Source organism: Streptomyces peucetius (genome assembly GCF_025854275.1).
GTDB lineage: Bacteria > Actinomycetota > Actinomycetes > Streptomycetales > Streptomycetaceae > Streptomyces > Streptomyces peucetius_A.
Genome location: NZ_CP107567.1, coordinates 1,268,271 through 1,289,324 on the forward strand (window position 1 = coordinate 1,268,271; position 21,054 = coordinate 1,289,324).

Consider the following 21,054-nt stretch of genomic DNA (forward strand, 5'->3'; position numbering starts at 1 on the left):
GAGCGAGGGGGCGCGGGGTGACGGCGGACACCGCTGACCGCACCGGAGACACCGGCGGGGACGAAGGCACGGCCGCGCGCAGACGCGAGCAACGCGGCTGGTACTTCTACGACTTCGCGTGCTCCGTCTATTCGACGAGCGTCCTCACCGTGTTCCTCGGCCCCTATCTGACGTCGGTGGCGAAGGCGGCGGCCGACGCCGAGGGCTTCGTGCACCCGCTGGGCATCCCGGTGCGGGCCGGGTCGGTCTTCCCGTACGCGGTGTCCGTCTCGGTGGTGCTCGCCATCCTGGTCATGCCGCTGGCGGGGGCGACGGCGGACCGCCGCGGCAGGAAGAAGCCGCTGCTCGCCACCGCCGCGTACGTGGGGGCCGCGGCGACGGTCTGCATGTTCTTCCTCGACGGCGACCGTTATCTGCTGGGCGCGTTCCTGCTGATCGTCGCGAATGCCTCGCTGGCCGTGTCGATGGTCCTCTACAACGCCTATCTGCCGCAGATCGCGGCACCCGACGAGCGCGACGCGGTGTCGTCGCGCGGCTGGGCCTTCGGCTACACGTCGGGGGCACTGGTGCTGGTGCTGAACCTGGTCCTCTACTCGGGCCACGAGTCCTTCGGGCTGTCGGAGGGGGACGCGGTCCGCATCTGTCTGGCCTCCGCGGGCCTGTGGTGGGGCGCCTTCACGCTCATTCCGCTGCGGCGGCTGCGGGACCGCAGCATCGCGCCGTCCGGGGAGGGCGCCGTCGGCTCGGGCTGGCGGCAACTGCTCGCGACCCTGCGCGACATGCGCCGGCACCCCCTGACGCTGTCGTTCCTGCTCGCCTATCTCGTCTACAACGACGGCGTGCAGACGGTCATCTCGCAGGCGTCCGTCTACGGCTCCGAGGAGCTGGACCTCGACCAGACCACCCTGATCACGGCCGTGCTGCTGGTGCAGGTCCTGGCCGTGGCGGGCGCCCTGGGGATGGGCCGGCTGGCCCGCGTGCACGGCGCGAAGCGCACCATCCTCGGCTCGCTGGCCGTCTGGACGCTGATCCTGGCAGCGGGGTACTTCCTGCCCGCGGGCGAGCCGGTGTGGTTCTACTGCCTGGCGGCGGGCATCGGACTGGTCCTCGGCGGCAGCCAGGCCCTGTCGCGGTCACTGTTCTCGCATCTGGTGCCGCGCGGCAAGGAGGCGCAGTACTTCTCGGCGTACGAGATGAGCGACCGGGGCCTGAGCTGGCTCGGGCCGCTCGTGTTCGGCCTGGCGTACCAGGTGACGGGCAGCTACCGGGACGCGATCATCTCGTTGGTGATCTTCTTCGTACTGGGATTCGTGCTGCTCGCAAGGGTCCCGGTGAGGCATGCGGTCGCCGCGGCGGGGAACCCGGTACCGGACCGGATTTAGACGCCTGAGTAAAAGGCCGGTAGTGTACGCCTTTGGCTTGCCAGGCGGACCGTTACTGCGTGCTGGAATAGTGAAATCAGTGGGTGACACTTTCTGTCAGAAGTGACAAACCGGGCACTGGTGGGTACCCCAACCAATGGCAAAGCAGCGGCACGACGGGCGACGCATGACCCGGAACGGGAATCTTTACCGCCGACCGGACGTTGACCGGATGACGACGACAGCGACACCTGTCCTGTGGGCGACAAGCCCGGGAGGCACGATTCATGAGTGAGCGAGCTCTCCGCGGCACGCGACTTGTGGTTACCAGCTACGAGACGGACCGCGGCATCGACCTGGCTCCGCGCCAGGCGGTGGAGTACGCATGCCAGAACGGACATCGTTTTGAGATGCCGTTCTCGGTCGAGGCGGAAATTCCGCCGGAGTGGGAGTGCAAGGCGTGCGGCGCCCAGGCACTCCTCGTTGACGGGGACGGCCCCGAGGAGAAGAAGGGCAAGCCGGCGCGTACGCACTGGGACATGCTGATGGAGCGGCGCACCCGCGAGGAGCTGGAGGAGGTCCTGGCCGAGCGGCTTGCGGTCCTTCGTTCCGGCGCCATGAACATCGCGGTGCACCCGCGCGACAGCCGGAAGTCCGCGTAGCGCGCGCAGGCGCGCGAAGCGACGTAAGCGTCAGACAGAGCCGCGGGTCGGCCACACCTCGTGTGGGCCGGCCCGCGGCTCTGTCACGCCCGGGGGCGGGGCGGGGAGGGGAACGGCTCGCGCAGCGGGCTTGTCAGGGGGTCAGCGGCGGGCGCGGGCCGGTGTCGTCGCGGCGGTCCGTGCCGGTGTCGCGGATGACCTCACCCGGGACGACCTTGCCGTCCGGGCGGTGCATACGGGCCTGTTGGAACGCGTTGCCCAGGCCGCCGTCGGGCATCGCCGTGTTCATCCGCCGCTCCAGGGAGCGTTCGGCGAGCCGGCCGAGGCGGGTACGGACCGGCGGAAGCAGAAGCAGCAGGCCCGCCGCGTCGGAGATGACACCCGGCAGCATCAGCAGCAGTCCGCCGAGCATGAGCAGCCCGTTCCCCTCGCCCCGCGCGGGGGCGGCGGACGGCGCGGGCCCCTGGCCCGTCTGCTGCTGCAGGGTCCGCGTGAGGTTCGCGAAGGCCCGCCGCCCGGCCCGCTTGATCACCACGGCTCCGAGCACCCCGGCGCCGACCAGCAAGGCGAGAACGGCGAAGCCGCTCGCCGCGTCCGCGACGACGGTGAGGAGCCAGATCTCGAGGACCAGCCAGGCGGCCACGGCGAGGGGGACGAAGGTGCGGGCGCGGGAGCGCCTGCGGGCGGGCGGGGGCGTTGCGCCGGTCGTCATGTTCCCAGTGTGCCTGGGCGCCCGCCGGAGCGGCGTAAGGGGGGCGTCAGGAAGATCGTGGGGGCCTGGGCCCCGGAGACCTGCGGCCGAGGACGCGGCCGGCCCGCTCCCCCACACCCCAGGCGGTGACGCGCCAGAGCGCCTCGACGACGATGTCCCTGCTCATCTTCGAGTCGCCGTGCTCACGCTCGACGAAGGTGATCGGGACCTCGACGACGTGGAAGCCCGCGGCCACGGCGCGCCGGGCGAGGTCGACCTGGAAGCAGTAGCCCTGCGAGGCGACGTCACCGAGCCCGAGGCCCTCGAGGGTCTCGGCGCGGAAGGCGCGGAAGCCTCCGGTGATGTCCCGCAGGGGGACGCCGAGCAGCAGCCGCGAGTACGTGCTGCCGCCCCGGGAGAGGAACTCCCGGTGCTTCGGCCAGTTGACGACACGCCCTCCGGGCACCCACCGGGACCCGAGCACGAGGTCGGCGCCCTTCAGTGCGGTCAGCAGTCTGGGCAGTTCCTCGGGCTGGTGGGAGCCGTCGGCGTCCATCTCGACGAGGACGCCGTAGCCGTGTTCGATGCCCCAGCGGAAACCGGCGAGGTAGGCCGCGCCGAGCCCTTCCTTGCCCTTGCGGTGCAGGACGTGCACCTGCTCGTCCTGGGCGGTGAGCTCGTCGGCGATCTTTCCGGTGCCGTCGGGGCTGTTGTCGTCGGCGACGAGCACGTCCGCGTCCGGTACGGCGGTGCGGACCCGGGACACGATCGCGCTGATGTTCTCGGCCTCGTTGTAGGTCGGGACGATCACCAGGGTCCTGCCGAGCGGGCCGTACCGCCTCCCCTGGGGTCCGCCATGGGGAACCGCACCACCGTCGTTCACTGCTGCCCCTTAAAGTCCGTACGCAGAGCCCAACCATAGCGAGGTCGCGGCTCGCGCTCGCAGCGACACTGATCTTCACGGGAGAGGGGGGAGCGGTCCGGCCACGGACGCAGCGGATCGGGCCCGGCGTCCTTCGGGCCGACCTGGGGCCCGCTGGCTGCGGGTCGACCGAGAGCCGTTGTCTACTGAACGCCGGGCCCCACCCGGGTCGCACCTGCCGACCGGCTGAAGCCTTCCCTCTGCCCCCGAGGCGCGGGCGCTGAACCTGGCTCCCAGTGACGGTGTGCCGGTGCGGCACACCACCCCATGACCCAGCGGCGTTCGACGACTTGCGTGGAGGTTGCCGGTCGGACGTTCTTCGGTGGACTGGCCCGAACCTACCGGCCGGTGGGCGCTCGCTGTCAACAGTTGCCTGATCAGCGACAATTAACGGAACCTCCAGGTCAGACGGGAAGATCCGCAGGTCGAGGCGGAACGGTGGGAGTATCCGGCAGGGGTGCGAAATGTCCCTACGTCACCCGTTCGGTCCCTCGAAGACGGTGCGTCCGCCGACCACGGTCCGCAGGCAGACGGGCAGTTCTGCGCCAGGGCCGAGGTCGGGCAGGCCGGGGGTGCCGGAGCGCGGGTCGGTGGACCAGCGGGCGACCCGGTCGTCGGGGGCCTGGACCACCAGTTCGCCGGTGCGCCAGACCGCGTAGTCGGCCGGCGCGCCGGGGACGAGCACCCCGGCGTCGTCGCGTCCGACCGCGCGCCAGCCGCCACGCGTGTGGGCGGTGAAGGCGGCCCGCACCGAGACGCGGTGTTCGGGGGTCCGGTGGAAGGCGGCCGCGCGCACGGTGCCCCACGGGTCGAGCGGTGTCACCGGGCTGTCGGAGCCGAAGGCGAGCGGCACGCCGGCGCGCAGCAGCGCGGCGTACGGGTTGAGGGTGCGGGCCCGTTCGGCGCCGAGCCGCTGGGCGTACATGCCGTCCTCGCCGCCCCAGGCGGCGTCGAAAGCCGGCTGGACGGAGGCGGTGAGACCGAACTCGGCGAAGGCGGCGATGGTTTCGGGGGTGAGCATCTCGGCGTGCTCGACCCGGTGCCTCGCGGCGCGGACGCGGGCGATCCCGAGCCGGTCGGCGGCGGTTCGCACACCGTCGACGACGGCGCTCAGCGCGGCGTCGCCGATGGCGTGGAACCCGGCCTGCAGTCCGGCCTCCGTGCACGCGGCAACATGCGCGGCCACGGCCGCCGCGTCGAGGTGGGCGCTGCCCGTGGTGGTGGGGCTGTCGGCGTACGGCCTGTGCAGGCAGGCGGTGTGCGAGCCGAGGGAGCCGTCGACGAACAGGTCCCCGGCGGCGCCGGCGGCACCGAGTTCACGGATGCGCTCGGCGCCCTTCTCGCCGGTGACCTGCTCGGCCCAGTAGCCGACGACCCGCGGGCCGGGTTCCGCGCGGGCCAGCGCGAGGAGGGAGGTGAAGTCGTCCTCGTCGGAGATCTCGGGTCCCGCGCACTCGTGGACGCTGCCGATGCCGAGGGACGCGGCCCGGGCGAGCGCCGCCCGCTGCGCCTCCCGGCGCTGGGCGGGGGTGACGGCCGCGTGGGCGGCGGCGCGGACGGCGTGATGGGCGGCGGCGGTCAGCGGGGCGTCGGGGTGGAAGCCTGCGAGGCCTCTGACGCCGGGGACGAGGTCGAGCAGGGCGGTGGTGACGACCGCGGAGTGGACGTCGACGCGCGGGAGGTACAGGGGCCGCCCGCCGGCCGCCTCGTCGAGCTCCGCCCGGCTCGGGGGCCGCTGCTCGGGCCAGCGCGTGGCGTCCCAGCCGTGCCCGAGGAGCACCTGGCCGCCGGGATGCGCCGCGCTGTGCTCCCGTACGAGGCGCAGGGCGTCGGCGAGGGAACGGGCGCCGGAGAGGTCGAGGCCGGTGAGGGCGAGTCCCGTGGAGGTGGTGTGGACGTGCGCGTCGGTGAACGCCGGTGCGACCAGGGCGCCTTCGAGGTCGATGACCTCGTCGACACCCGTGGCGAAGGCGTCGGCGGCGCCCTCCGACCCCACCCAGGCGATGTGTCCCTTCTCGACGACCATCGCGGTGGCGAAGGGGTCGGCGGGGCTGTGGACTTCTCCACCGCGCAGCAGCACGGTGCGGTGTTCGCTCTGGGGGGCGGTGCTCTCGGTCATGGGACCAAGACTAGATACGCGGCGGGCGGGCCTCGTACGGGGTGGAGAGGACGACCGTCGTGCGGGTGGAGACGCCGGCCAGGGAGCGGATGCGGGTGAGCAGGTGTTCCAGCTCGAGGGGGGTGGCGACGCGCACCTTGAGGATGTAGTTCTCGTCGCCCGCGACGCTGTGGCACGCCTCGATCTCGGGGACGCCGGCGAGCCGGTCCGCGATGTCGTCCGGGGCGCTGGGGTCGAACGGCTTCACCGAGATGAAGGCGGTGAGCGGCAGCCCGACGGCCTCGGGGTCGACGACGGCCGCGTAGCCGCGGACGACGCCCCGCTGTTCCAGGCGGCGGACGCGCTGATGCACCGCCGAGGTGGACAGGCCGGTGGCCTTGCCCAGGTCGGTGTAGCTCATCCGCCCGTCCTTGACGAGCAAATCCACGATCTGACGATCCAGCTCCTCCATGCGGATCAACCTATTGCCACAGGTCGTCTCCGGCACAGTCCGGGACGGCCCGGAAGGACCCTTCCGGGGGCCATGTGACGAACACCACAGGTTTGCCGCCGGATGTGCCGTGACCCTACGGTTATCTGCCCCGCGCGATGGGCATTGCTTGCTGTGGTCGAGGCCACACGTGCCTGGTCGGCCCATCCGAGGGGGAGATTCTCCATGCAGAGCATCAAGACTGTGACGTCCAAGGGCGGCGGACGTACCGAACCGGAGCCCGTTGATCCGGCCGAGTCGGCGGACACGGACGTCCTGAGCGAGTACGACACCTTCGAGATGTACCGGGTGATCTGCCCGGACTGCGCGCAGCCGATCGCGCTGCTGGCGGACGAGGACGTCCTGCCCGAGCACGCGCTGTGCCCCACTCCGTGGAACCCGTTCGGGCTGACGGTGTGCTCGGGCACCGGGCGGGAGGCCTCCTCGGCCCGTCCCGCCGACGAGTCGCTGGAGCTCCAGGAGCAGGACACCGCACTGCTGCTGACGCTGCCCCAGGGACTGGACTGGCGCACCCAGCCGTTCTCCCACGTGGGCGGTCCGGGGTCGCGGCCGCTGAAGGCGCCGCCGCTGCGGCGGGCCGCCTGACAGAGGTGTCGTCCGGGCCCGCAGGCGTCACTGCCCCGGGCCCGTGGGGGTGAGCTCCGGAGGCCGGCGACGGCGTGTGCGCAGGCGCGCACGGCGCCCACGCGCCCTACCGGATGCGCCCGCGCCCGACCGGGTGCGGCAGGAGCGGGTAGTCCCTGCACTGGCGCTCGAATAGCCCCGGCGGTAACCGCTTGTGCGCGTGGCGCGTTGACCCGGCATGAGCCCGCACTCCGCGACCGCGCACGGCCGTCGGCGCCTCGTCGTGCCCGTCCGTGCCGTGTATGAAGAATCGGTTCTGCATCCGACCGATCCGCCGATCTACCGTGAGCTGCTCCAACTGTGGGCGAGCCGGGGCAGAACACTGCCGGGGCGCCGCGACCCCGAATGGATCGGACTCGCGGCGCCACTGGTCCCGAGCGCGCGGGTCAGCGCGTCTCAGGCCCGGCGAGGTGGCGGGCGATGACCATCCGCTGGATCTGGTTGGTGCCCTCGACGATCTGCAGCACCTTGGCCTCGCGCATGAAGCGCTCGACCGGGAAGTCCTGCGTGTAGCCGTAGCCGCCGAGGACCTGGACCGCGTCGGTGGTGACGCTCATCGCCGCGTCGGTGCAGAACAGCTTCGCCATGGCGGCCTGCTGCGAGAACGGCCGGCCCGCGTCCCGCAGCCGGGCCGCGGAGAGGTACAGCGCCCGGCCCGCCTCGATCCGGGTGGCCATGTCCGCGAGCATGAAGCGCAGGCCCTGGAAGTCGGCGATGGGACGGCCGAACTGCTTGCGCCCCGTGGCGTATTCGAGCGACTGGTCGAGGGCGGCCTGCGCGACGCCGATGGCGCAGGCGGCGATGCCGAGCCGGCCGGAGTCCAGGGCGGAGAGCGCGATGGCGAACCCCTGGCCCTCCTCGCCGAGACGCCGGGAGTCGGGGACGCGGACCCCGTCGAAGTGGAGCTGGGCGGTGGGCGAGCCCTTCATGCCCATCTTCTTCTCGGGCACGGCCGCGTTCAGCCCCTGCGCGTCCCCGGGAACCAGGAAGGCGGTGATGCCCCGCGGCCCCTCGGCGCCGGTGCGGGCCAGGACCGTGTAGAAGTCGGCCACGCCGCCGTGCGTGATCCAGGCCTTCGTCCCGGTGATCACCCAGTCGTCGCCGTCCCGGACCGCCTTCGTGCGCAGCGAGGCGGCATCGGAGCCGGAGGCGGGCTCGGAGAGGCAGTAGGCGCCGAGCAGACCGCCGCCGAGCATCGCGGGCAGGTGCTCGCTCTGCTGCTCCTTGGTGCCGTAACCGGCGAGCGCGTGACAGGCCAGGGAGTGGACGCTCACACCCAGGCCGACGGTGAGGCGGGCCGCCGCGAGCTCCTCGAGAACCTGGAGGTAGACCTCGTAGGGCTGGTCACCGCCGCCGAACTCGGAGTCGTAGGGGAGGCCGAGCAGTCCGGAGCCGGACAGGAGCGAGAAGACCTCACGCGGGAAGTGCCCGGCGTCCTCCTCCTCGGCCGCGCGGGGGGCGATCTCCCGCTGGACGATGTCGCGGACCAGGGTGATCAGATCCCTGGCCTCCTCGGTGGGCAGCTGACGGTCCACCGGCTGCGGGGCGCGGTCGGGCATTGCGGCGCTCTCCTCCCTGTCGGGCGCTGCGGCGGTCGCGCGCGATGGGGTGTGGGGCGCGCCGCCGGTTGTACTGCCAGGCCGATGGTGCCCTTCCGGATCACGAAAGAGGCTGGACAGCGGCGTGTGGCGCGTTGAGTATGCCCGATTCGGCTCCGCCCGTCACGGGCGCGGAGGAGGCCGGGCAGCTGATCGCTCATACCGGCCGACCTGGTCCGGACCATGGGCCCACCGCGGGGCCGCCCTCCATGTCCGGTCACCTCTCCCCCGCTCGTACGACGGGGGCGGGCGGATCCCGCCGCCCGGGAGGGGCGGCGGCCCGCCCCGGCCGCCTCTAGAGCAGGCCGACCTGGGTGATGAGCATGGCGAGGACGACCACGAGCGTCCAGCCGAGGATGTGCTCGAGGATGTTGTTCTCGTCGTCCGGACCGCCGGTACGCGTCGTCGGCAGGGTGCGGTCGGCGGTGGCTGCGGTCGAAGTCATGGCGCGTCTCGTTCGGTCGTCCGGCAGGTGGCTCCCCCCACTGCCCCACCACAGTGCCAGCGGCACCGGCCGCCGGGGTAGAGAGATTGGTCACTGCCCCGGGAGCGCTGGCGCGCGTCAGTGGATGCCGACGGCCGCGAGCGCCGCGCGCTGCGTGGGTGTGGGGTGGGCCGGCCAGTACAGGTAGCAGACGCCTCCTGTGCCGGAGACCACTCTCCCGCTCGCGTTGTAGCGCTTGGTGCGGAGCCAGATCTTCTCCCACTCCGCGCGCCGGTAGACACGGCGCACGGCCTCGTTGCTCGGTGAGGCCGGGTCGTTCGCGATGACGTCGCCGTCGGCGGTGAAGCCGATCACCGTCATCAGGTGTCCCGCGGTGCCGTAGCCCGCTCCGGTCAGCTCCTCCTCGAGGAACGACTGGGACGTGATGGCCGGGATGCCCGCGGCGATCAGCGTCTCCAGGTCGGTCAGCGAGGAGAGCCGGGTGACGACGGCGCTCATGTCGCGGTAGGTGGCGGCGTAGGCCGCGTTGAAGGGCCAGTTGCCGCAGCCCTCGTACTGATGGTCGTACGTGTACCGGGCGGCGTGGCAGACCTGCGGATCGTCGAAGGCGGGGTTCACCCACGCCAGATCGGCGGCGGAGGGCTCACGGCCCCAGCACTCGATGATCATCTGTGACGAGGTGGGGCTGCACCAGGCCTCCCCGCCGTTGTCGTACTCCGGGTACTGGCCCACGTGCGTGTTCTGGGAGTACCGCGGCACGATCAGCTCGCGGGCGAGGCCGGGCTCGGACGCGGGGACGCCGAAGCGGTCCGGGATGTCGGAGGCCATCGCCCCCAGCCGCCACACGGTGGGGGTGAGCCCGCTCCGCGGCCGCCGGTAGAGGGTGAGCCGCAGCCGGTACGTGTCGAGACGCAGCCCGCTCGCCGCGTCGTCCACGGAGAAGGTGTCGGTCCAGATGCTCGCCCTGCCGTCGCCCTGGTCGTCCACCGACGTGCGGCGGATGTCCGTGTCGCCCGCCGCCCAGCGCCCCATCACGAACCACGGGCTCGCGGTGCCGTCCGAGTACCGACCGCTCAGCTCCACCTGGAGCCAGGTGCCCGCGGGGGTGTCGGCGTTCCACGAGGCGATGACCTCGGTGGCGGGCACGCGCGAGCGGTGCACCGGCGAGGTCCAGGTGGCGTACTCCCAGCGCGCGGTCGTGCCGGTGTGCGGGTCCGTGTGGTCCGTCGTACCCGCGGGCTCGGCGATCACCACACCGGGGCGGCGGCCGGCGACGGCCTTCGTGCCGGCCCGGTCGCCGCACCGCCAGTCCGTGTAGGTGGACCAGAAGCGGTTGTCCACCATCGTCCCCGATTGCCGACGCCGGGCCGGCGGGGCCGCGGCCTCGGCGGCGGCCGCCGGTCCGGCGGAGGCGGACAGGGTGCCCGCGGTGGCGGCTGCGGCGAGCACGGCGCCCAGGACGTTTCTGCGCGAAGTCGGTCTGGCCATGGGACCCCCAAGTCGGGTGCGCGACAGTGGGGCCACTATCGCGGGTCCCGCCGCGCTTCTGCCAGAGACGCGCAGCGCGCCGCGACGCCAATATTGGTCTGGTCCACTGGCATGACCTGCGGTGCCGCACCCGGGCGCCCCGCGTCGCCGCCCGGTGGTCTCTTAGGCTGGGCCCATGGACGACCTCGACCGGCAGGCGGCCCGTCTGCGGACGCTGCCACCCTCCTGCGGTCCCGTGCGCCTGGTCGCCGTGGACGGTCACGCGGGTTCGGGCAAGAGCACCTTCGCCGGCCGGCTCGCCCGCGCACTCGGCGACGAACCGCCCGTACTGCACCTCGACGATCTGGCCAGCCATGCGGAGCTGTTCGGCTGGACGGGGCGGTTGCTGAGCCAGGTGATCGAGCCGCTGTCCCAGGGCCGGGACGCGGCGTACCACCCGTACGACTGGAATCTGCGCCGTTTTCTCACCCCCCGCGCATTCCCTGCCGCACCGGTCGTCGTGATCGAGGGGGTCGGGGCCGGACGACGGGCGCTGCGGCCGTACCTCGCGGCGCTGCTGTGGATGGAGCGGGACGCCGAGGAGTCCTGGGCGCGCGGCCGGGCACGGGACGGCGCCGGTCTCTCCGGCTTCTGGGACGGCTGGACAGCGGCGGAGACCCGCCATTTCTCGTCCGATCCCTCACGGCCGTTCGCCGATGCCCTGATACGCGAGTGCCCACAGGGGTACGAGTGGCTCCCGATGCCCGCCAGGACTGCGAGTCCGCACCAGACAGTCACAAACAGTGATGACCTTCCCCCGGCATACTGAGCAGTCGGAGTTCGGGCTCAAGAGTGGCTCAACTCTGCTTGACCGACGGGGCGTACAGGTCTTACGTTCTCAATGTGCGGCTTTTCGGAGCCGCCGCAGACGCGAAGCCCCCGGTTGTTCCCCCGTGATCGGGGGCTTCGTTCTGCCCGTTTCCCCGCTTCCGAAGCCCCTTCCGGCACGCCAGTGCTCACCCTGGGTCACCGCCTCCGGTGCCGCGCGGGGCGGTCGCGGCGCTCTTAATCACCACCCCGTGCGCAGGTACGATGCACCCGGTGGGTCGTCAATTCCCGTTCCTGGCCGGGCTGTTCCGGCTGACTGCGGCCCGCGGGCGTCCACCCGGCGCGACAACACTGGTGCACGGTTTGTGGGGGGAGTGGGGGGACCCTATGGACATCGGCACGCAGGGCGCTCGGACGCCGGCGGACCTCGCGTGGGTGCGCGGCGTGGACGCCTGCACCATGGGCGCGTACCCGCAGGCCGAGGAGGAGTTCCGCACGGCCGTCCGGCTCGACCCGGGCATGGCCGACGCCTGGCTGGGCCTGCACGCCCTGCGTGTGGACACCGCCACCGCCCTGCTGCACATGTACCGCAGCCGCGACCGCTTCGGCGAGCAGCGCACCCGGCACCGCCGCACGCTGAACTCCTGGTACTGGCTGGGCTGGTGGGTGCAGCCCGTGCTGGAGAGCCCGCGCGACCTGCTGCTGGCGCACGCCTCGCACTGGCTCGACGGCCGTCATGTGCCCGAGCTCGACCGGGCGCTCGCCGCGCTGCCGCCGGTCGACACCGACCCCCAGGTCCGTTTTCTGCACGCCTGCCGCGCCTACCTCGTCAAGGACTGGGAGCAGCTCGTACGGCATACCGAGCCGCTGGTGGACGATCCGCTGCTGGGCATCGAGGCCGGGCTCTTCGGCGGCATGGCCCGGGTGCGCCTGGAGATGTACGGGCAGGCGGAGCCGATGCTGTCCGCCGCCCTGATGCGCTGCCGCAGCGAGCAGCCGCAGCGCAAGGAGCTGCGGTACTGGCTGGCCCGGGCGCACGAGGGCACCGGCCGCAGCGCCGCGGCGCTGCCCCTGTACCGCGCGGTGCACCGCATCGATCCTGCGTTCATGGACACCTCCGCGCGCCTCGCGGCCATCGCGGAGTACGACGGGATCGACGCGTACGACGACTCGGTGGGGCTGGCCGCCGTGTCCCTCGCCGGCCTCGGGAACGACGTGGCGGACGGCCAGGCGGAGGGCGAGGTGCCACAGGGACCGGAGCCCCGGTTCGGCGGCGACGCCGGCGGGCCGCTGCCCGGCACCTCTCCCGTGGCGCCGGACGAGATGCCGCGGCGCAAGGCGACCGTCCCGGCGCAGTCCGCTCCCCCGCGCTTCCCCGCCGGGCCCACGGATCCGGTGCTGCTCGCCCAGGCGCTGGCGGAGCTGGAGCGGATGGTGGGGCTCGAGCCGGTGAAGCGGCAGGTGAAAGCCCTGTCCGCGCAGCTGGAGATGGCCCGGCTGCGGGCCGGGCAGGGGCTGCCCGTGCAGCCGCCGAAGCGCCACTTCGTCTTCTCGGGGCCGTCGGGCACGGGCAAGACGACGGTCGCCCGCATCCTCGGGCGGGTCTTCTACGCCCTGGGGCTGCTCGGCGGTGATCACCTGGTGGAGGCCCAACGTGCCGACCTGGTGGGCGAGTTCCTGGGGCAGACCGCGGTGAAGGCCAATGAGCTGATCGACTCGGCGCTCGGCGGTGTGCTCTTCGTGGACGAGGCGTACAGCCTGTCCAACTCGGGCTACAGCAAGGGCGACGCGTACGGCGACGAGGCCCTGCAGGTGCTGCTCAAGCGCGCCGAGGACAACCGCGACCATCTGGTGGTCATCCTGGCCGGTTATCCGGAGGGCATGGACCGGCTCCTCGCGGCGAACCCCGGCCTGTCGTCCCGTTTCACCACCCGCGTCGACTTCCCGTCCTACCGGCCCCTGGAGCTCACCGCCATCGGCGGGGTGCTGGCCGCCGACAACGGCGACGTGTGGGACGAGGAGGCGCTCGACGAACTGCGTTCCATCAGCGGCCATGTCGTCGACCAGGGCTGGATCGACGAACTGGGCAACGGCCGCTTCCTGCGCACGCTGTACGAGAAGAGCTGCGCGTACCGCGATCTGCGGCTGACGGGCTGTCCGCGTCCGCCGACCCGCGAGGATCTGTCGACGCTGCGGCTGCCGGACCTGATGCAGGCCTACGGAGAGGTCCTGTCGGGCCGCGGCCCGTCGGGCCGGGGCCCGCAGGACCCTCCGTTGAGCTGATCCGTACGCCGCTCAGCCGCTCAGCCGCTCACGAGCTCCCCTGCCCCGTCCTGCGCCGCGGCGCCTCCGGGCGCCGGGGAGGCCGGCGGAGCAGCGGCGATGCGGGCCGTCGCGGTCGCCGGCACCCGGTGTGCCGGGTCGCGCACCTCGCCGACGAGCATCTCCAGGACGTCCTCCAGGGCCACCAGTCCCAGCACCCGTCCGGACGCGTCGGCGACCTGCGCGAGATGGGTGGCGGCACGGCGCATCACGGTGAGCACGTCGTCCAGCGGCAGCTCGGCGCGCAGCGTCGCCATCGGCCGCCAGACGTGCTGCGGCACGGCGCGCTCGCCGTGCTCGAGGTCCAGCACGTCCTTGACGTGCAGGTATCCCATGAACGGGCCCTCCCCCTCAGCGCAGACGGGGAAGCGCGAGAAGCCGGTGCGGACCGTCAGCTCCTCCAACTGCCGCGGTGTGACCGACGGCGCGACGGTGACCAGCTGCGAACGGCGGATCATCACGTCGGTGACCGGGCGGCTGCCCAGCTCGAGGGCGTCCTCGAGCCGCTCCTGCTCCTCCGGCTCCAGCAGCCCCGCATGGCCCGCGTCCTCGACGAGCCGGCCCAGCTGCACGCTGGTGAAGACGGCCTCGACCTCGTCCTTCGGCTCGACCCCGAAGGCCCGCAGCACCAGCCGCGAGCAGGCGCCGAGCCCGCTGGTGACGGGGCGGCAGAGCCGGGCGAAGCCGACCAGCCCCGGGCTGAGCCACAGTGCGGTCCGCTCGGGCGCCGCCATGGCCAGGTTCTTGGGCAGCATCTCGCCGACGACGAGGTGCAGGAAGACCACCACGGCCAGGGCGATCACATAGCCGAGCGGGTGGACGAGCCCTTCGGGGACGTGGGCGGCATGGAAGACCGGCTCCAGCAGGTGGGCGACGGTCGGCTCGGCGACCGCGCCGAGCGTGAGGGAGCAGACCGTGATGCCGAACTGGGCGGCGGCCATCATCTGCGGCAGGTTCTCCAGCCCGTGCAGGACCTGGCGGGCCCGCGCCGACCCGGCCGCGGCGAGCGGCTCGATCTGGCTGCGGCGAACGGAGACCAGGGCGAACTCGGCTCCGACGAAGAAGCCGTTCGCCACGACCAGCAGCAGGGCGAACAGCAGTTGCAGTGCGCTCACCGGGCGGTCCCCGTCCTCGCGTCGTCCGGCGCGGCCGCATCGGCGGTGCGCACCAGGCGGACCCGTTCGGCGCGATAGCGCTCGACCTGGCGCACGGACAGCCGCCAGCCGGGCAGTTCGGCGCGGTCACCGGGGGCGGGGATGCGTCCGAGGAGGTCGGCAACGAGGCCGGCGACGGTCTCGTAGGGGCCGTCCGGTACGTCGATGCCTATCCGGCGCAGGGTCAGGACACGGCAGCTGCCGTCGGCCTCCCAGGCGGGCCGTTCGTCCTCCGGGGCGGCCGGGGCCAGTTCGGGGCGGACGTCCGTCTCGTCGTCGTGCTCGTCGCGGACCTCGCCGACGAGTTCCTCGATGATGTCCTCGAGCGTGACGACGCCGGCCGTGCCGCCGTACTCGTCGACGACGACGGCTATCGGCTGCTCGCTGCGCAGCTGTGCCAGCAGCTGCTGGACCGGGAGAGTCTCCGGCACGAGCAGCGGGGCGACGGCGATCCGTTCCACCGCGACCCGCCGGCGTTCCTGGGCGCGCACCGCGAGGGCGTCCTTGAGGTGCACCATGCCGACGATCTCGTCGATGCGCTCCCGGTAGACGGGGAAGCGGGAAAGCCCCGTGGCGCGGGTGAGGTTGAGGACGTCCGCCGCGGTGGCGTCCGTCCGCAGGGCGCTCATCTTCACCCGTGGGGTCATCACATGCTGGGCGGTGAGGTGGCCGAGCGACAGGGTGCGTACGAACAGGTCGGCGGTGTCCTGTTCCAGCGTGCCGGCCCGCGCCGAGTGGCGGGCCAGTGACATCAGCTCGCCGGGGGTACGGGCGGACGCCAGTTCCTCGGCGGGCTCGACCCCCGCCAGCCGTACGAGCCGGTTCGCGGCGGCGTTCAGCAGGGTGATGACGGGGCGGAAGACGGCCGAGAAGGCGGTCTGGGGACCGGCCACGAACCTGGCCACCTGGAGCGGCCGGGACACGGCCCAGTTCTTGGGGACCAGTTCGCCGACGACCATCTGGACGGCGGACGCCAGCAGCATGCCGACGACCACCGCGACGCCGGGCACGGCGCCTTGGGGCAGTCCGGTCGCGGTCAGCGGTCCGCCGAGCAGTCGGGCCAGGGCCGGCTGCGCGAGCATGCCGACGACCAGGGAGGTGATGGTGATGCCGAGCTGGGTGCCGGAGAGCTGGAAGGACAGCTCGCGCAGTGCGGTGACGACGCGGCGGGCACGGCGGTCGCCCTCGGCCGCGGCACGCTCGGCGTCGGCGCGTTCCACCGTGACGAGTCCGAACTCGGCGGCCACGAAGAAGCCGTTGGCGAGGATGAGAAGGAACGCTGCGGCGAGCAGCAGAAGGGGGATGATCATGCCGCCGCCTCCTGGGAGGGGGCGGCGCAGGTACTACCGGACGATCCGTCCATCGCTGGAGGGAGTCACTCCTCGGGTCGCAGGGTGTGCCCCGCCGGCCGGCGGGCCGTGCGATCGCGGGGCGGGGGCGCCCTCGGCGCCGCCGCCCACCAGAGTAATCAAGCCGGCCCGGCGGGGGCAGGGGCGCTGCCGCTCAGCGTTCGCCCGGGCGGGTGCCGGGGTCTACCTCCGGCCGGGTGCCGAGCATCTCCGCCAGGGCCCGCAGGGCGCGGGCGTCGTCGATGGCCCGGGCCTTGGCGATACCGGGCTGGATGCCGAGTACCGGCAGGCTGGTGCCGTCACTGAGGTCGAGGAAGACCCAGGGATCGCCGGACCGCAGATTCACCCGGAGGATCTCCGCCCAGGCGAGTCGGCGCGTCCGGGTGAGGTTGACGACGGTGACGCCGTCGTCGTCGGCGACGACCTTGGGCCGGCTCAGCAGGGCCAGCACCCCGAAGAAGAGCAGCGCCGTGAAGACGAAGCTGGCCTTCTCGGGCGGGCTGAGCCGGTCCAGCATCAGAGTGATGGCGGTGACGGTGGCGAACATGACCGCGCCCACGGTCAGCAGGACGATCCGGGTACGGGTCGGCCTGAACGTGACCGGGAGCGTGGGCGGCCGGGCCGCGGGGGCGGATGAGGACATGGTGCGGTGTCCGTCCTCAGAGGCGGCAGGCGTGGATGGCCGTGGTGAGGATGGCCCGCGCGCCGAGGGCGTACAGGTCGTCCATGATCCGCTGGGCCTCCTTGGCGGCGACCATGGAGCGGACGGCGACCCAGCCCTCGTGGTGCAGGGGGGAGATCGTGGGCGACTCGAGGCCGGGGGTGAGGGCGACGGCCTGCTCCAGGTTCTCGACCCGGCAGTCGTAGTCCATCATCACGTAGCTGCGGGCGACGAGGACGCCCTGGAGGCGGCGCAGGAACTGCTGCACCTGGGCGTGCGCCGGGTCGGCGCCGGTGCGCCGGATGACGACGGCCTCCGAGGTCATGATCGGCTCGCCGATGACCTCCAGGCCCGCGTTGCGCAGGCTGGTGCCGGTCTCGACGACGTCGGCGATGACCTCCGCGACGCCGAGCTCGATCGCGGTCTCGACGGCGCCGTCGAGGTGGACGACGGAGGCGTCGATGCCGCTGTCGGCGAGGTGCTTGGCGACGATGCCCTCGTAGGAGGTGGCGATCGTCATGCCGCCGAAGTCCGCCACGCCCTTCGCCGTGCCCGGCTTGGTGGCATAGCGGAAGGTGGAGCGGGCGAAGCCGAGCTGAAGGATCTCCTCGGCGTTCGCACCGGAGTCGAGCAGCAGGTCGCGGCCGGTGATGCCGATGTCGAGCTTGCCGGAGCTGACGTAGATCGCGATGTCACGCGGACGCAGGTAGAAGAACTCGACCTCGTTCTCGGGGTCGACGAGGACGAGTTCCTTGGACTCCTTGCGCTGCTGGTAGCCGGCTTCATGGAGCATCGCCGACGCAGGTCCGGACAGTGAACCCTTGTTGGGGACGGCAATGCGCAGCATGAGACGGGCTTCCTTTGTTCGTGTGGCTGTATGTGCGGCTGTTTGTGTCCGGCGGGGCGGGCCGGCTCAGAGGTGGGCGTAGACGTCGTCGAGGGAGATCCCCCGGGCGACCATCATCACCTGGACGTGGTACAGCAACTGCGAGATCTCCTCCGCGGCGGCGTCCTTGCCCTCGTACTCGGCGGCCATCCACACCTCGGCGGCCTCCTCGACGACCTTCTTGCCGATGGCATGGACGCCCTTGCCCACCAGCTCGGCGGTGCGGGAGGTGGCGGGGTCGCCCTCGGCGGCCTTCTGCTGGAGCTCGGCGAAGAGCTCCTCGAACGTCTTATTCGGCATGGTGGTCCCAGACTACGCGGAAGCGGCCGCTGCTCAGCGCCAGGGTTCGGATACTGAACGCAGGATGGTCGCCGTGGCGACGGCCGCCGTGACCGCCTCGTGACCCTTGTCCTCGTTGGAGCCCTCGATACCGGCCCGGTCGAGCGCCTGCTCCTCGGTGTCACAGGTCAGTACGCCGAAGCCGACGGGAACGCCGGTGTCGATCGAGACCTGGGTGAGGCCCTGGGTGACGCCCTGGCACACGTACTCGAAGTGCGGCGTGCCGCCGCGGATGACGACGCCGAGGGCGACGATCGCGTCGTAGCCCCGGCCGGCGAGCACCTTGGCGACGACGGGCAGCTCGAAGCTGCCGGGGACGCGCAGCAGCGTCGGCTCGTCGATGCCGAGCTCGTGCAGCGCCCGCAGGGCGCCGTCGACGAGGCCGTCCATGACCTTCTCGTGCCACTGGGCCGCGATCACCGCCACCCGCAGGTCTCCGCAGTTGCGGACGGACAGTTCGGGCGCACCCTTGCCGCTCATGTTTCTCCCTAGCCGTTCTTCACTTGCCGACCGCGCGGTACTCGCGGTCGCGCGGTGCTTGCCGGTCGCGCGAGGTATTCGCCGGTCGCGCGGTGCTTCTCGTTGCCGCGGTTACTGGTTGCCGCAGGTCGACGCGGGGACCGCGTCGAGCCACGGCAGGTCGTGGCCCATCCGGTCGCGCTTGGTGCGCAGGTACGTCAGGTTGTGCTCGCCCGCCTGGACGGGCATCGGTTCGCGTCCGAGGACGGTGATGCCGTACCTGACGAGTGCGGTGGACTTGTCCGGGTTGTTGGTCATCAGCCGCACGCTGCGCACGCCCAGGTCGGCGAGGATCTGCGCCCCGGCGGCGTAGTCACGGGCGTCGGCGGGCAGCCCGAGTTCCAGGTTGGCGTCGAGGGTGTCCCGGCCGCGCTCCTGGAGTTCGTAGGCGCGCAGCTTGGACAGCAGTCCGATGCCGCGGCCCTCGTGCCCGCGCAGATAGACGACGACTCCCCGGCCGGCCTCCGTGATGCGCTCCATGGAGGTACGCAGCTGGGGGCCGCAGTCGCAGCGGAGCGAGTGGAAGATGTCACCGGTGAGGCATTCGGAGTGGACGCGCACCAGGACGTCCCGGCCGTCGCCGATGTCGCCGTGGACGAGGGCGACGTGCTCGACGCCGTCGACGGTGGACCGGTAGCCGTAGGCGGTGAACTCACCGCTGGCGGTCGGCAGTTGCACCTCCGCCTCGCGCCTGACGGTGGGCTCCGCGCTGCGGCGGTAGGCGATCAGGTCCTCGATGGAGATGATCGTCAGGCCGTGCTTGCGGGCGAACGGGATCAGCTCGGGCAGCCGCAGCATCACGCCGTCCTCGCCGGCGATCTCGACGATCGCGCCGGCGGGGCGCAGTCCCGCGAGCCGGGCGAGGTCGACGGCGGCCTCGGTGTGGCCGGGCCGGCTGAGGACGCCGCCGGGCTTGGCGCGCAGCGGGAAGATGTGCCCGGGACGCACGAAGTCGGCGGGGCCGGCCGTGCCGCCGGCCAGTAGCTGAAGGGTGGTGGCGCGGTCGGAGGCGGAGATGCCGGTGGTCACGCCGTAGGCGGGGCCCGCGTCGACGGAGACGGTGAAGGCGGTCTGCATCGACTCGGTGTTGCGCTGCACCATCTGGGGCAGTTCCAGCCGCTCCAGCTCCTCGCTCTCCATGGGGGCGCAGATCAGGCCGCGGCACTCGCTCATCATGAAGGCGACGACCTCGGGGGTGGCCTTCTCCGCGGCGATGACGAGGTCGCCCTCGTTCTCGCGGTCCTCGTCGTCGACGACCACGACCGGGCGGCCGGCTGCGATGTCGCGGATCGCCTGCTCGACGGGGTCGAGGGCGAAATTCTCTGTGCTGTCGGTCAGGTACAGGGCGGGCTGCGCGGTCATGCCGTAGCTCCTTCCAGGGAGGGGCGGCCGCTCCGGCGGGAGCGCAGCCACCAGTCGCGCAGGCCCCACAGGACGAGCGCGCCGTAGACGACGTAGACGAAGCCGGAGAAGGCAAAGCCGTTGGCGAAGTTGAGCGGCACGCCGACGAGGTCGACGAGCAGCCAGGCGAACCAGAACTCGACCATGCCGCGGGCCTGGGCGACCATCGCGACGAGGGTGCCGACGAAGATGTAGGCGTCGGGCCACGGGTCCCAGGACAGTGACGGGTAGAGGGTGAAGAGCCCGCCGACGGCGAGGGTGCCGACGACGGCGCCGCCGGCCAGGTAGCCGCGCTCGCGCCAGGTCGCGAACCTGACCGCGATGGAGCCGTCCTGTGCCTGCTGTCGGCCGCGGGTCCACTGCCAGTAGCCCCAGGCCGCCACGGCCATCACCACGACCTGCTTGCCGGCGCTGCCGGTCAGATGGGATGTGGCGAAGGCGGCGAAGAGGATGGCACCGGAGAGGAACTGGGCGGGCCAGGTCCAGATCGAGCGCCGCCAGCCGAGGGCGAGGGCGAGCAGACCGATGATGTTGCCGATCATGTCGGACCATTTGATGTGCTGCCCGAAGGCCGTGAAGGCCTCGCCGTTCAGCCAGTCAAGGGCGCTCACTCGGCGCTCTCCTCGGTCTGCGCGCCGAGCAGCCGCTCGACGTACTTGGCGATGACGTCCACCTCGAGGTTGACCGGGTCGCCGGGCTGCTTGATGCCGAGCGTGGTCAGGGCGAGGGTGGTGGGGATGAGGCTGATCGTGAAGTGGTCGGTGCCCGCGTCGACCACCGTGAGGCTGACGCCGTCGACCGTGATCGAGCCCTTCTCGACGACGTACCGGGCGAGCCCGGAGGGCAGTGAGATCTTCACGATCTCCCAGTTCTCCGAGGGTGTGCGCTCGACGATCGCGCCCGTGCCGTCGACATGGCCCTGCACGATGTGGCCGCCGAGCCGTGCGCCGACCGCGGTGGGCCGCTCGAGGTTGACGCGGGAGCCCGCGTCGAGCGCGCCGAGGCTGGAGCGCTTCAGCGTCTCGGCCATGACGTCGGCGGTGAACTCGCCGTCACCCGCCTCGACGACGGTCAGGCAGACGCCGTTGACGGCGATGGAGTCGCCGTGCTTCGCGTCCTCGGTGACGATCGGGCCGCGCAGACGGAAGCGGGAGGCGTCGCCCAGGTTCTCGACGGCGGTGACCTCGCCCAGCTCTTCGACGATTCCGGTGAACAC

The 21,054-nt window shown here is 72.0% G+C and carries 21 protein-coding genes; 5 read left to right on the forward strand and 16 right to left on the reverse strand.

Annotated features, from left to right (window positions below):
- Nucleotides 1–17: 17 nt before the first annotated feature.
- Together OGH68_RS05810 and OGH68_RS05815 are read left to right on the forward strand one after the other, a co-directional pair.
- Nucleotides 18–1,382 (forward strand): MFS transporter, encoded by a 1,365-nt coding sequence (locus tag OGH68_RS05810; RefSeq protein WP_264242230.1) that lies wholly within the window; start codon nucleotides 18–20, stop codon nucleotides 1,380–1,382.
- 266 nt (nucleotides 1,383–1,648) lie between these two features.
- Nucleotides 1,649–2,023, forward strand: a complete 375-nt coding sequence (locus OGH68_RS05815; protein WP_003959706.1) for an RNA polymerase-binding protein RbpA — start codon at nucleotides 1,649–1,651, stop codon at nucleotides 2,021–2,023.
- Nucleotides 2,024–2,156: 133 nt separating this feature from the next.
- On the opposite strand, the gene fxsA is transcribed toward OGH68_RS05815, so the two are convergent.
- The 4 genes from fxsA to OGH68_RS05835 all read right to left on the reverse strand — a co-directional run bounded on the left by fxsA (nucleotide 2,157) and on the right by OGH68_RS05835 (nucleotide 6,206).
- Nucleotides 2,157–2,735, reverse strand: a complete 579-nt coding sequence (gene fxsA, locus OGH68_RS05820) for an FxsA family membrane protein (RefSeq protein WP_264242231.1) — start codon at nucleotides 2,733–2,735, stop codon at nucleotides 2,157–2,159.
- 46 nt (nucleotides 2,736–2,781) lie between these two features.
- Nucleotides 2,782–3,597: a polyprenol monophosphomannose synthase gene (locus OGH68_RS05825; protein WP_264242232.1), complete on the reverse strand. Its 816-nt coding sequence runs from the start codon at nucleotides 3,595–3,597 to the stop codon at nucleotides 2,782–2,784.
- A 514-nt stretch (nucleotides 3,598–4,111) separates the two neighbouring features.
- A complete protein-coding gene (locus tag OGH68_RS05830; protein ID WP_264242233.1) occupies nucleotides 4,112–5,755 on the reverse strand; it encodes an amidohydrolase in 1,644 nt (547 codons plus the stop codon).
- Nucleotides 5,756–5,765: 10 nt separating this feature from the next.
- A complete protein-coding gene (locus tag OGH68_RS05835) occupies nucleotides 5,766–6,206 on the reverse strand; it encodes an Lrp/AsnC family transcriptional regulator (protein ID WP_264242234.1) in 441 nt (146 codons plus the stop codon).
- Nucleotides 6,207–6,410: 204 nt separating this feature from the next.
- On the opposite strand from OGH68_RS05835, the gene OGH68_RS05840 reads away from it, so the two are divergent.
- On the forward strand, nucleotides 6,411–6,830 hold the full coding sequence (locus tag OGH68_RS05840; protein WP_264242235.1) for a hypothetical protein: 420 nt from the start codon (nucleotides 6,411–6,413) through the stop codon (nucleotides 6,828–6,830).
- 425 nt (nucleotides 6,831–7,255) lie between these two features.
- Here OGH68_RS05840 and OGH68_RS05850 read toward each other — a convergent pair whose 3' ends face one another.
- The 3 genes from OGH68_RS05850 to OGH68_RS05860 all read right to left on the reverse strand — a co-directional run bounded on the left by OGH68_RS05850 (nucleotide 7,256) and on the right by OGH68_RS05860 (nucleotide 10,400).
- Complete coding sequence (locus tag OGH68_RS05850; protein ID WP_264242237.1) at nucleotides 7,256–8,428, reverse strand: acyl-CoA dehydrogenase family protein; 1,173 nt, start codon at nucleotides 8,426–8,428, stop codon at nucleotides 7,256–7,258.
- Between the two features lie 334 nt (nucleotides 8,429–8,762).
- On the reverse strand, nucleotides 8,763–8,912 hold the full coding sequence (locus tag OGH68_RS05855; RefSeq protein WP_264242238.1) for an SCO1431 family membrane protein: 150 nt from the start codon (nucleotides 8,910–8,912) through the stop codon (nucleotides 8,763–8,765).
- A gap of 117 nt (nucleotides 8,913–9,029) precedes the next feature.
- On the reverse strand, nucleotides 9,030–10,400 hold the full coding sequence (locus tag OGH68_RS05860; protein WP_264242239.1) for a peptidase C39 family protein: 1,371 nt from the start codon (nucleotides 10,398–10,400) through the stop codon (nucleotides 9,030–9,032).
- A gap of 175 nt (nucleotides 10,401–10,575) precedes the next feature.
- On the opposite strand from OGH68_RS05860, the gene OGH68_RS05865 reads away from it, so the two are divergent.
- The gene (locus tag OGH68_RS05865) at nucleotides 10,576–11,208 is read left to right on the forward strand and encodes a uridine kinase (protein WP_264242240.1); all 633 of its coding nucleotides are present in this window, start codon (nucleotides 10,576–10,578) and stop codon (nucleotides 11,206–11,208) included.
- Nucleotides 11,209–11,594: 386 nt separating this feature from the next.
- Nucleotides 11,595–13,490, forward strand: a complete 1,896-nt coding sequence (locus OGH68_RS05870) for an AAA family ATPase (protein ID WP_264242242.1) — start codon at nucleotides 11,595–11,597, stop codon at nucleotides 13,488–13,490.
- A 20-nt stretch (nucleotides 13,491–13,510) separates the two neighbouring features.
- Here the strand turns inward: OGH68_RS05870 and OGH68_RS05875 are convergent, their stop codons facing one another.
- The 9 genes from OGH68_RS05875 to OGH68_RS05915 form a co-directional block, all read right to left on the reverse strand.
- On the reverse strand, nucleotides 13,511–14,644 hold the full coding sequence (locus tag OGH68_RS05875) for a hemolysin family protein (RefSeq protein WP_264242243.1): 1,134 nt from the start codon (nucleotides 14,642–14,644) through the stop codon (nucleotides 13,511–13,513).
- On the reverse strand, nucleotides 14,641–15,993 hold the full coding sequence (locus tag OGH68_RS05880; protein WP_264242244.1) for a hemolysin family protein: 1,353 nt from the start codon (nucleotides 15,991–15,993) through the stop codon (nucleotides 14,641–14,643). The genes OGH68_RS05875 and OGH68_RS05880 overlap by 4 nt, the downstream gene beginning before the upstream one ends.
- 193 nt (nucleotides 15,994–16,186) lie before the next feature.
- On the reverse strand, nucleotides 16,187–16,675 hold the full coding sequence (locus OGH68_RS05885; RefSeq protein ID WP_264242245.1) for a PH domain-containing protein: 489 nt from the start codon (nucleotides 16,673–16,675) through the stop codon (nucleotides 16,187–16,189).
- 16 nt (nucleotides 16,676–16,691) lie between these two features.
- Nucleotides 16,692–17,540 carry an ATP phosphoribosyltransferase gene (gene hisG, locus OGH68_RS05890; protein ID WP_264242246.1) on the reverse strand — a complete coding sequence of 283 codons (849 nt, stop codon included), beginning with the start codon at nucleotides 17,538–17,540 and terminating at the stop codon, nucleotides 16,692–16,694.
- A 66-nt stretch (nucleotides 17,541–17,606) separates the two neighbouring features.
- Entirely contained in the window at nucleotides 17,607–17,879 is a 273-nt protein-coding gene (locus OGH68_RS05895) for a phosphoribosyl-ATP diphosphatase (protein ID WP_264242247.1), read from the reverse strand.
- A gap of 33 nt (nucleotides 17,880–17,912) precedes the next feature.
- On the reverse strand, nucleotides 17,913–18,398 hold the full coding sequence (gene ribH, locus OGH68_RS05900) for a 6,7-dimethyl-8-ribityllumazine synthase (protein WP_264242249.1): 486 nt from the start codon (nucleotides 18,396–18,398) through the stop codon (nucleotides 17,913–17,915).
- Nucleotides 18,399–18,509: 111 nt separating this feature from the next.
- A complete protein-coding gene (locus OGH68_RS05905; protein WP_264242250.1) occupies nucleotides 18,510–19,799 on the reverse strand; it encodes a bifunctional 3,4-dihydroxy-2-butanone-4-phosphate synthase/GTP cyclohydrolase II in 1,290 nt (429 codons plus the stop codon).
- Nucleotides 19,796–20,449 carry a nicotinamide mononucleotide transporter family protein gene (locus OGH68_RS05910; RefSeq protein WP_264242251.1) on the reverse strand — a complete coding sequence of 218 codons (654 nt, stop codon included), beginning with the start codon at nucleotides 20,447–20,449 and terminating at the stop codon, nucleotides 19,796–19,798. Before OGH68_RS05910 ends, OGH68_RS05905 begins: the two co-directional genes overlap by 4 nt.
- Complete coding sequence (locus OGH68_RS05915; protein ID WP_264242252.1) at nucleotides 20,446–21,054, reverse strand: riboflavin synthase; 609 nt, start codon at nucleotides 21,052–21,054, stop codon at nucleotides 20,446–20,448. The genes OGH68_RS05910 and OGH68_RS05915 overlap by 4 nt, the downstream gene beginning before the upstream one ends.

Excerpts from the sequence above, each read along its gene's own strand:
- OGH68_RS05860 (WP_264242239.1), bottom strand. The coding sequence starts at position 10,400 with ATGGCCAGACCGACTTCGCGCAGAAACGTCCTGGGCGCCGTGCTCGCC.
- ribH (WP_264242249.1), bottom strand. The coding sequence starts at position 18,398 with ATGAGCGGCAAGGGTGCGCCCGAACTGTCCGTCCGCAACTGCGGAGAC.
- OGH68_RS05830 (WP_264242233.1), bottom strand. The coding sequence starts at position 5,755 with ATGACCGAGAGCACCGCCCCCCAGAGCGAACACCGCACCGTGCTGCTG.
- OGH68_RS05850 (WP_264242237.1), bottom strand. The coding sequence starts at position 8,428 with ATGCCCGACCGCGCCCCGCAGCCGGTGGACCGTCAGCTGCCCACCGAG.
- OGH68_RS05840 (WP_264242235.1), top strand. The coding sequence starts at position 6,411 with ATGCAGAGCATCAAGACTGTGACGTCCAAGGGCGGCGGACGTACCGAA.
- OGH68_RS05885 (WP_264242245.1), bottom strand. The coding sequence starts at position 16,675 with ATGTCCTCATCCGCCCCCGCGGCCCGGCCGCCCACGCTCCCGGTCACG.
- OGH68_RS05865 (WP_264242240.1), top strand. The coding sequence starts at position 10,576 with ATGGACGACCTCGACCGGCAGGCGGCCCGTCTGCGGACGCTGCCACCC.
- OGH68_RS05905 (WP_264242250.1), bottom strand. The coding sequence starts at position 19,799 with ATGACCGCGCAGCCCGCCCTGTACCTGACCGACAGCACAGAGAATTTC.
- fxsA (WP_264242231.1), bottom strand. The coding sequence starts at position 2,735 with ATGACGACCGGCGCAACGCCCCCGCCCGCCCGCAGGCGCTCCCGCGCC.
- OGH68_RS05870 (WP_264242242.1), top strand. The coding sequence starts at position 11,595 with ATGGACATCGGCACGCAGGGCGCTCGGACGCCGGCGGACCTCGCGTGG.
- OGH68_RS05815 (WP_003959706.1), top strand. The coding sequence starts at position 1,649 with ATGAGTGAGCGAGCTCTCCGCGGCACGCGACTTGTGGTTACCAGCTAC.
- OGH68_RS05855 (WP_264242238.1), bottom strand. The coding sequence starts at position 8,912 with ATGACTTCGACCGCAGCCACCGCCGACCGCACCCTGCCGACGACGCGT.
- OGH68_RS05835 (WP_264242234.1), bottom strand. The coding sequence starts at position 6,206 with ATGGAGGAGCTGGATCGTCAGATCGTGGATTTGCTCGTCAAGGACGGG.
- hisG (WP_264242246.1), bottom strand. The coding sequence starts at position 17,540 with ATGCTGCGCATTGCCGTCCCCAACAAGGGTTCACTGTCCGGACCTGCG.
- OGH68_RS05880 (WP_264242244.1), bottom strand. The coding sequence starts at position 15,993 with ATGATCATCCCCCTTCTGCTGCTCGCCGCAGCGTTCCTTCTCATCCTC.
- OGH68_RS05895 (WP_264242247.1), bottom strand. The coding sequence starts at position 17,879 with ATGCCGAATAAGACGTTCGAGGAGCTCTTCGCCGAGCTCCAGCAGAAG.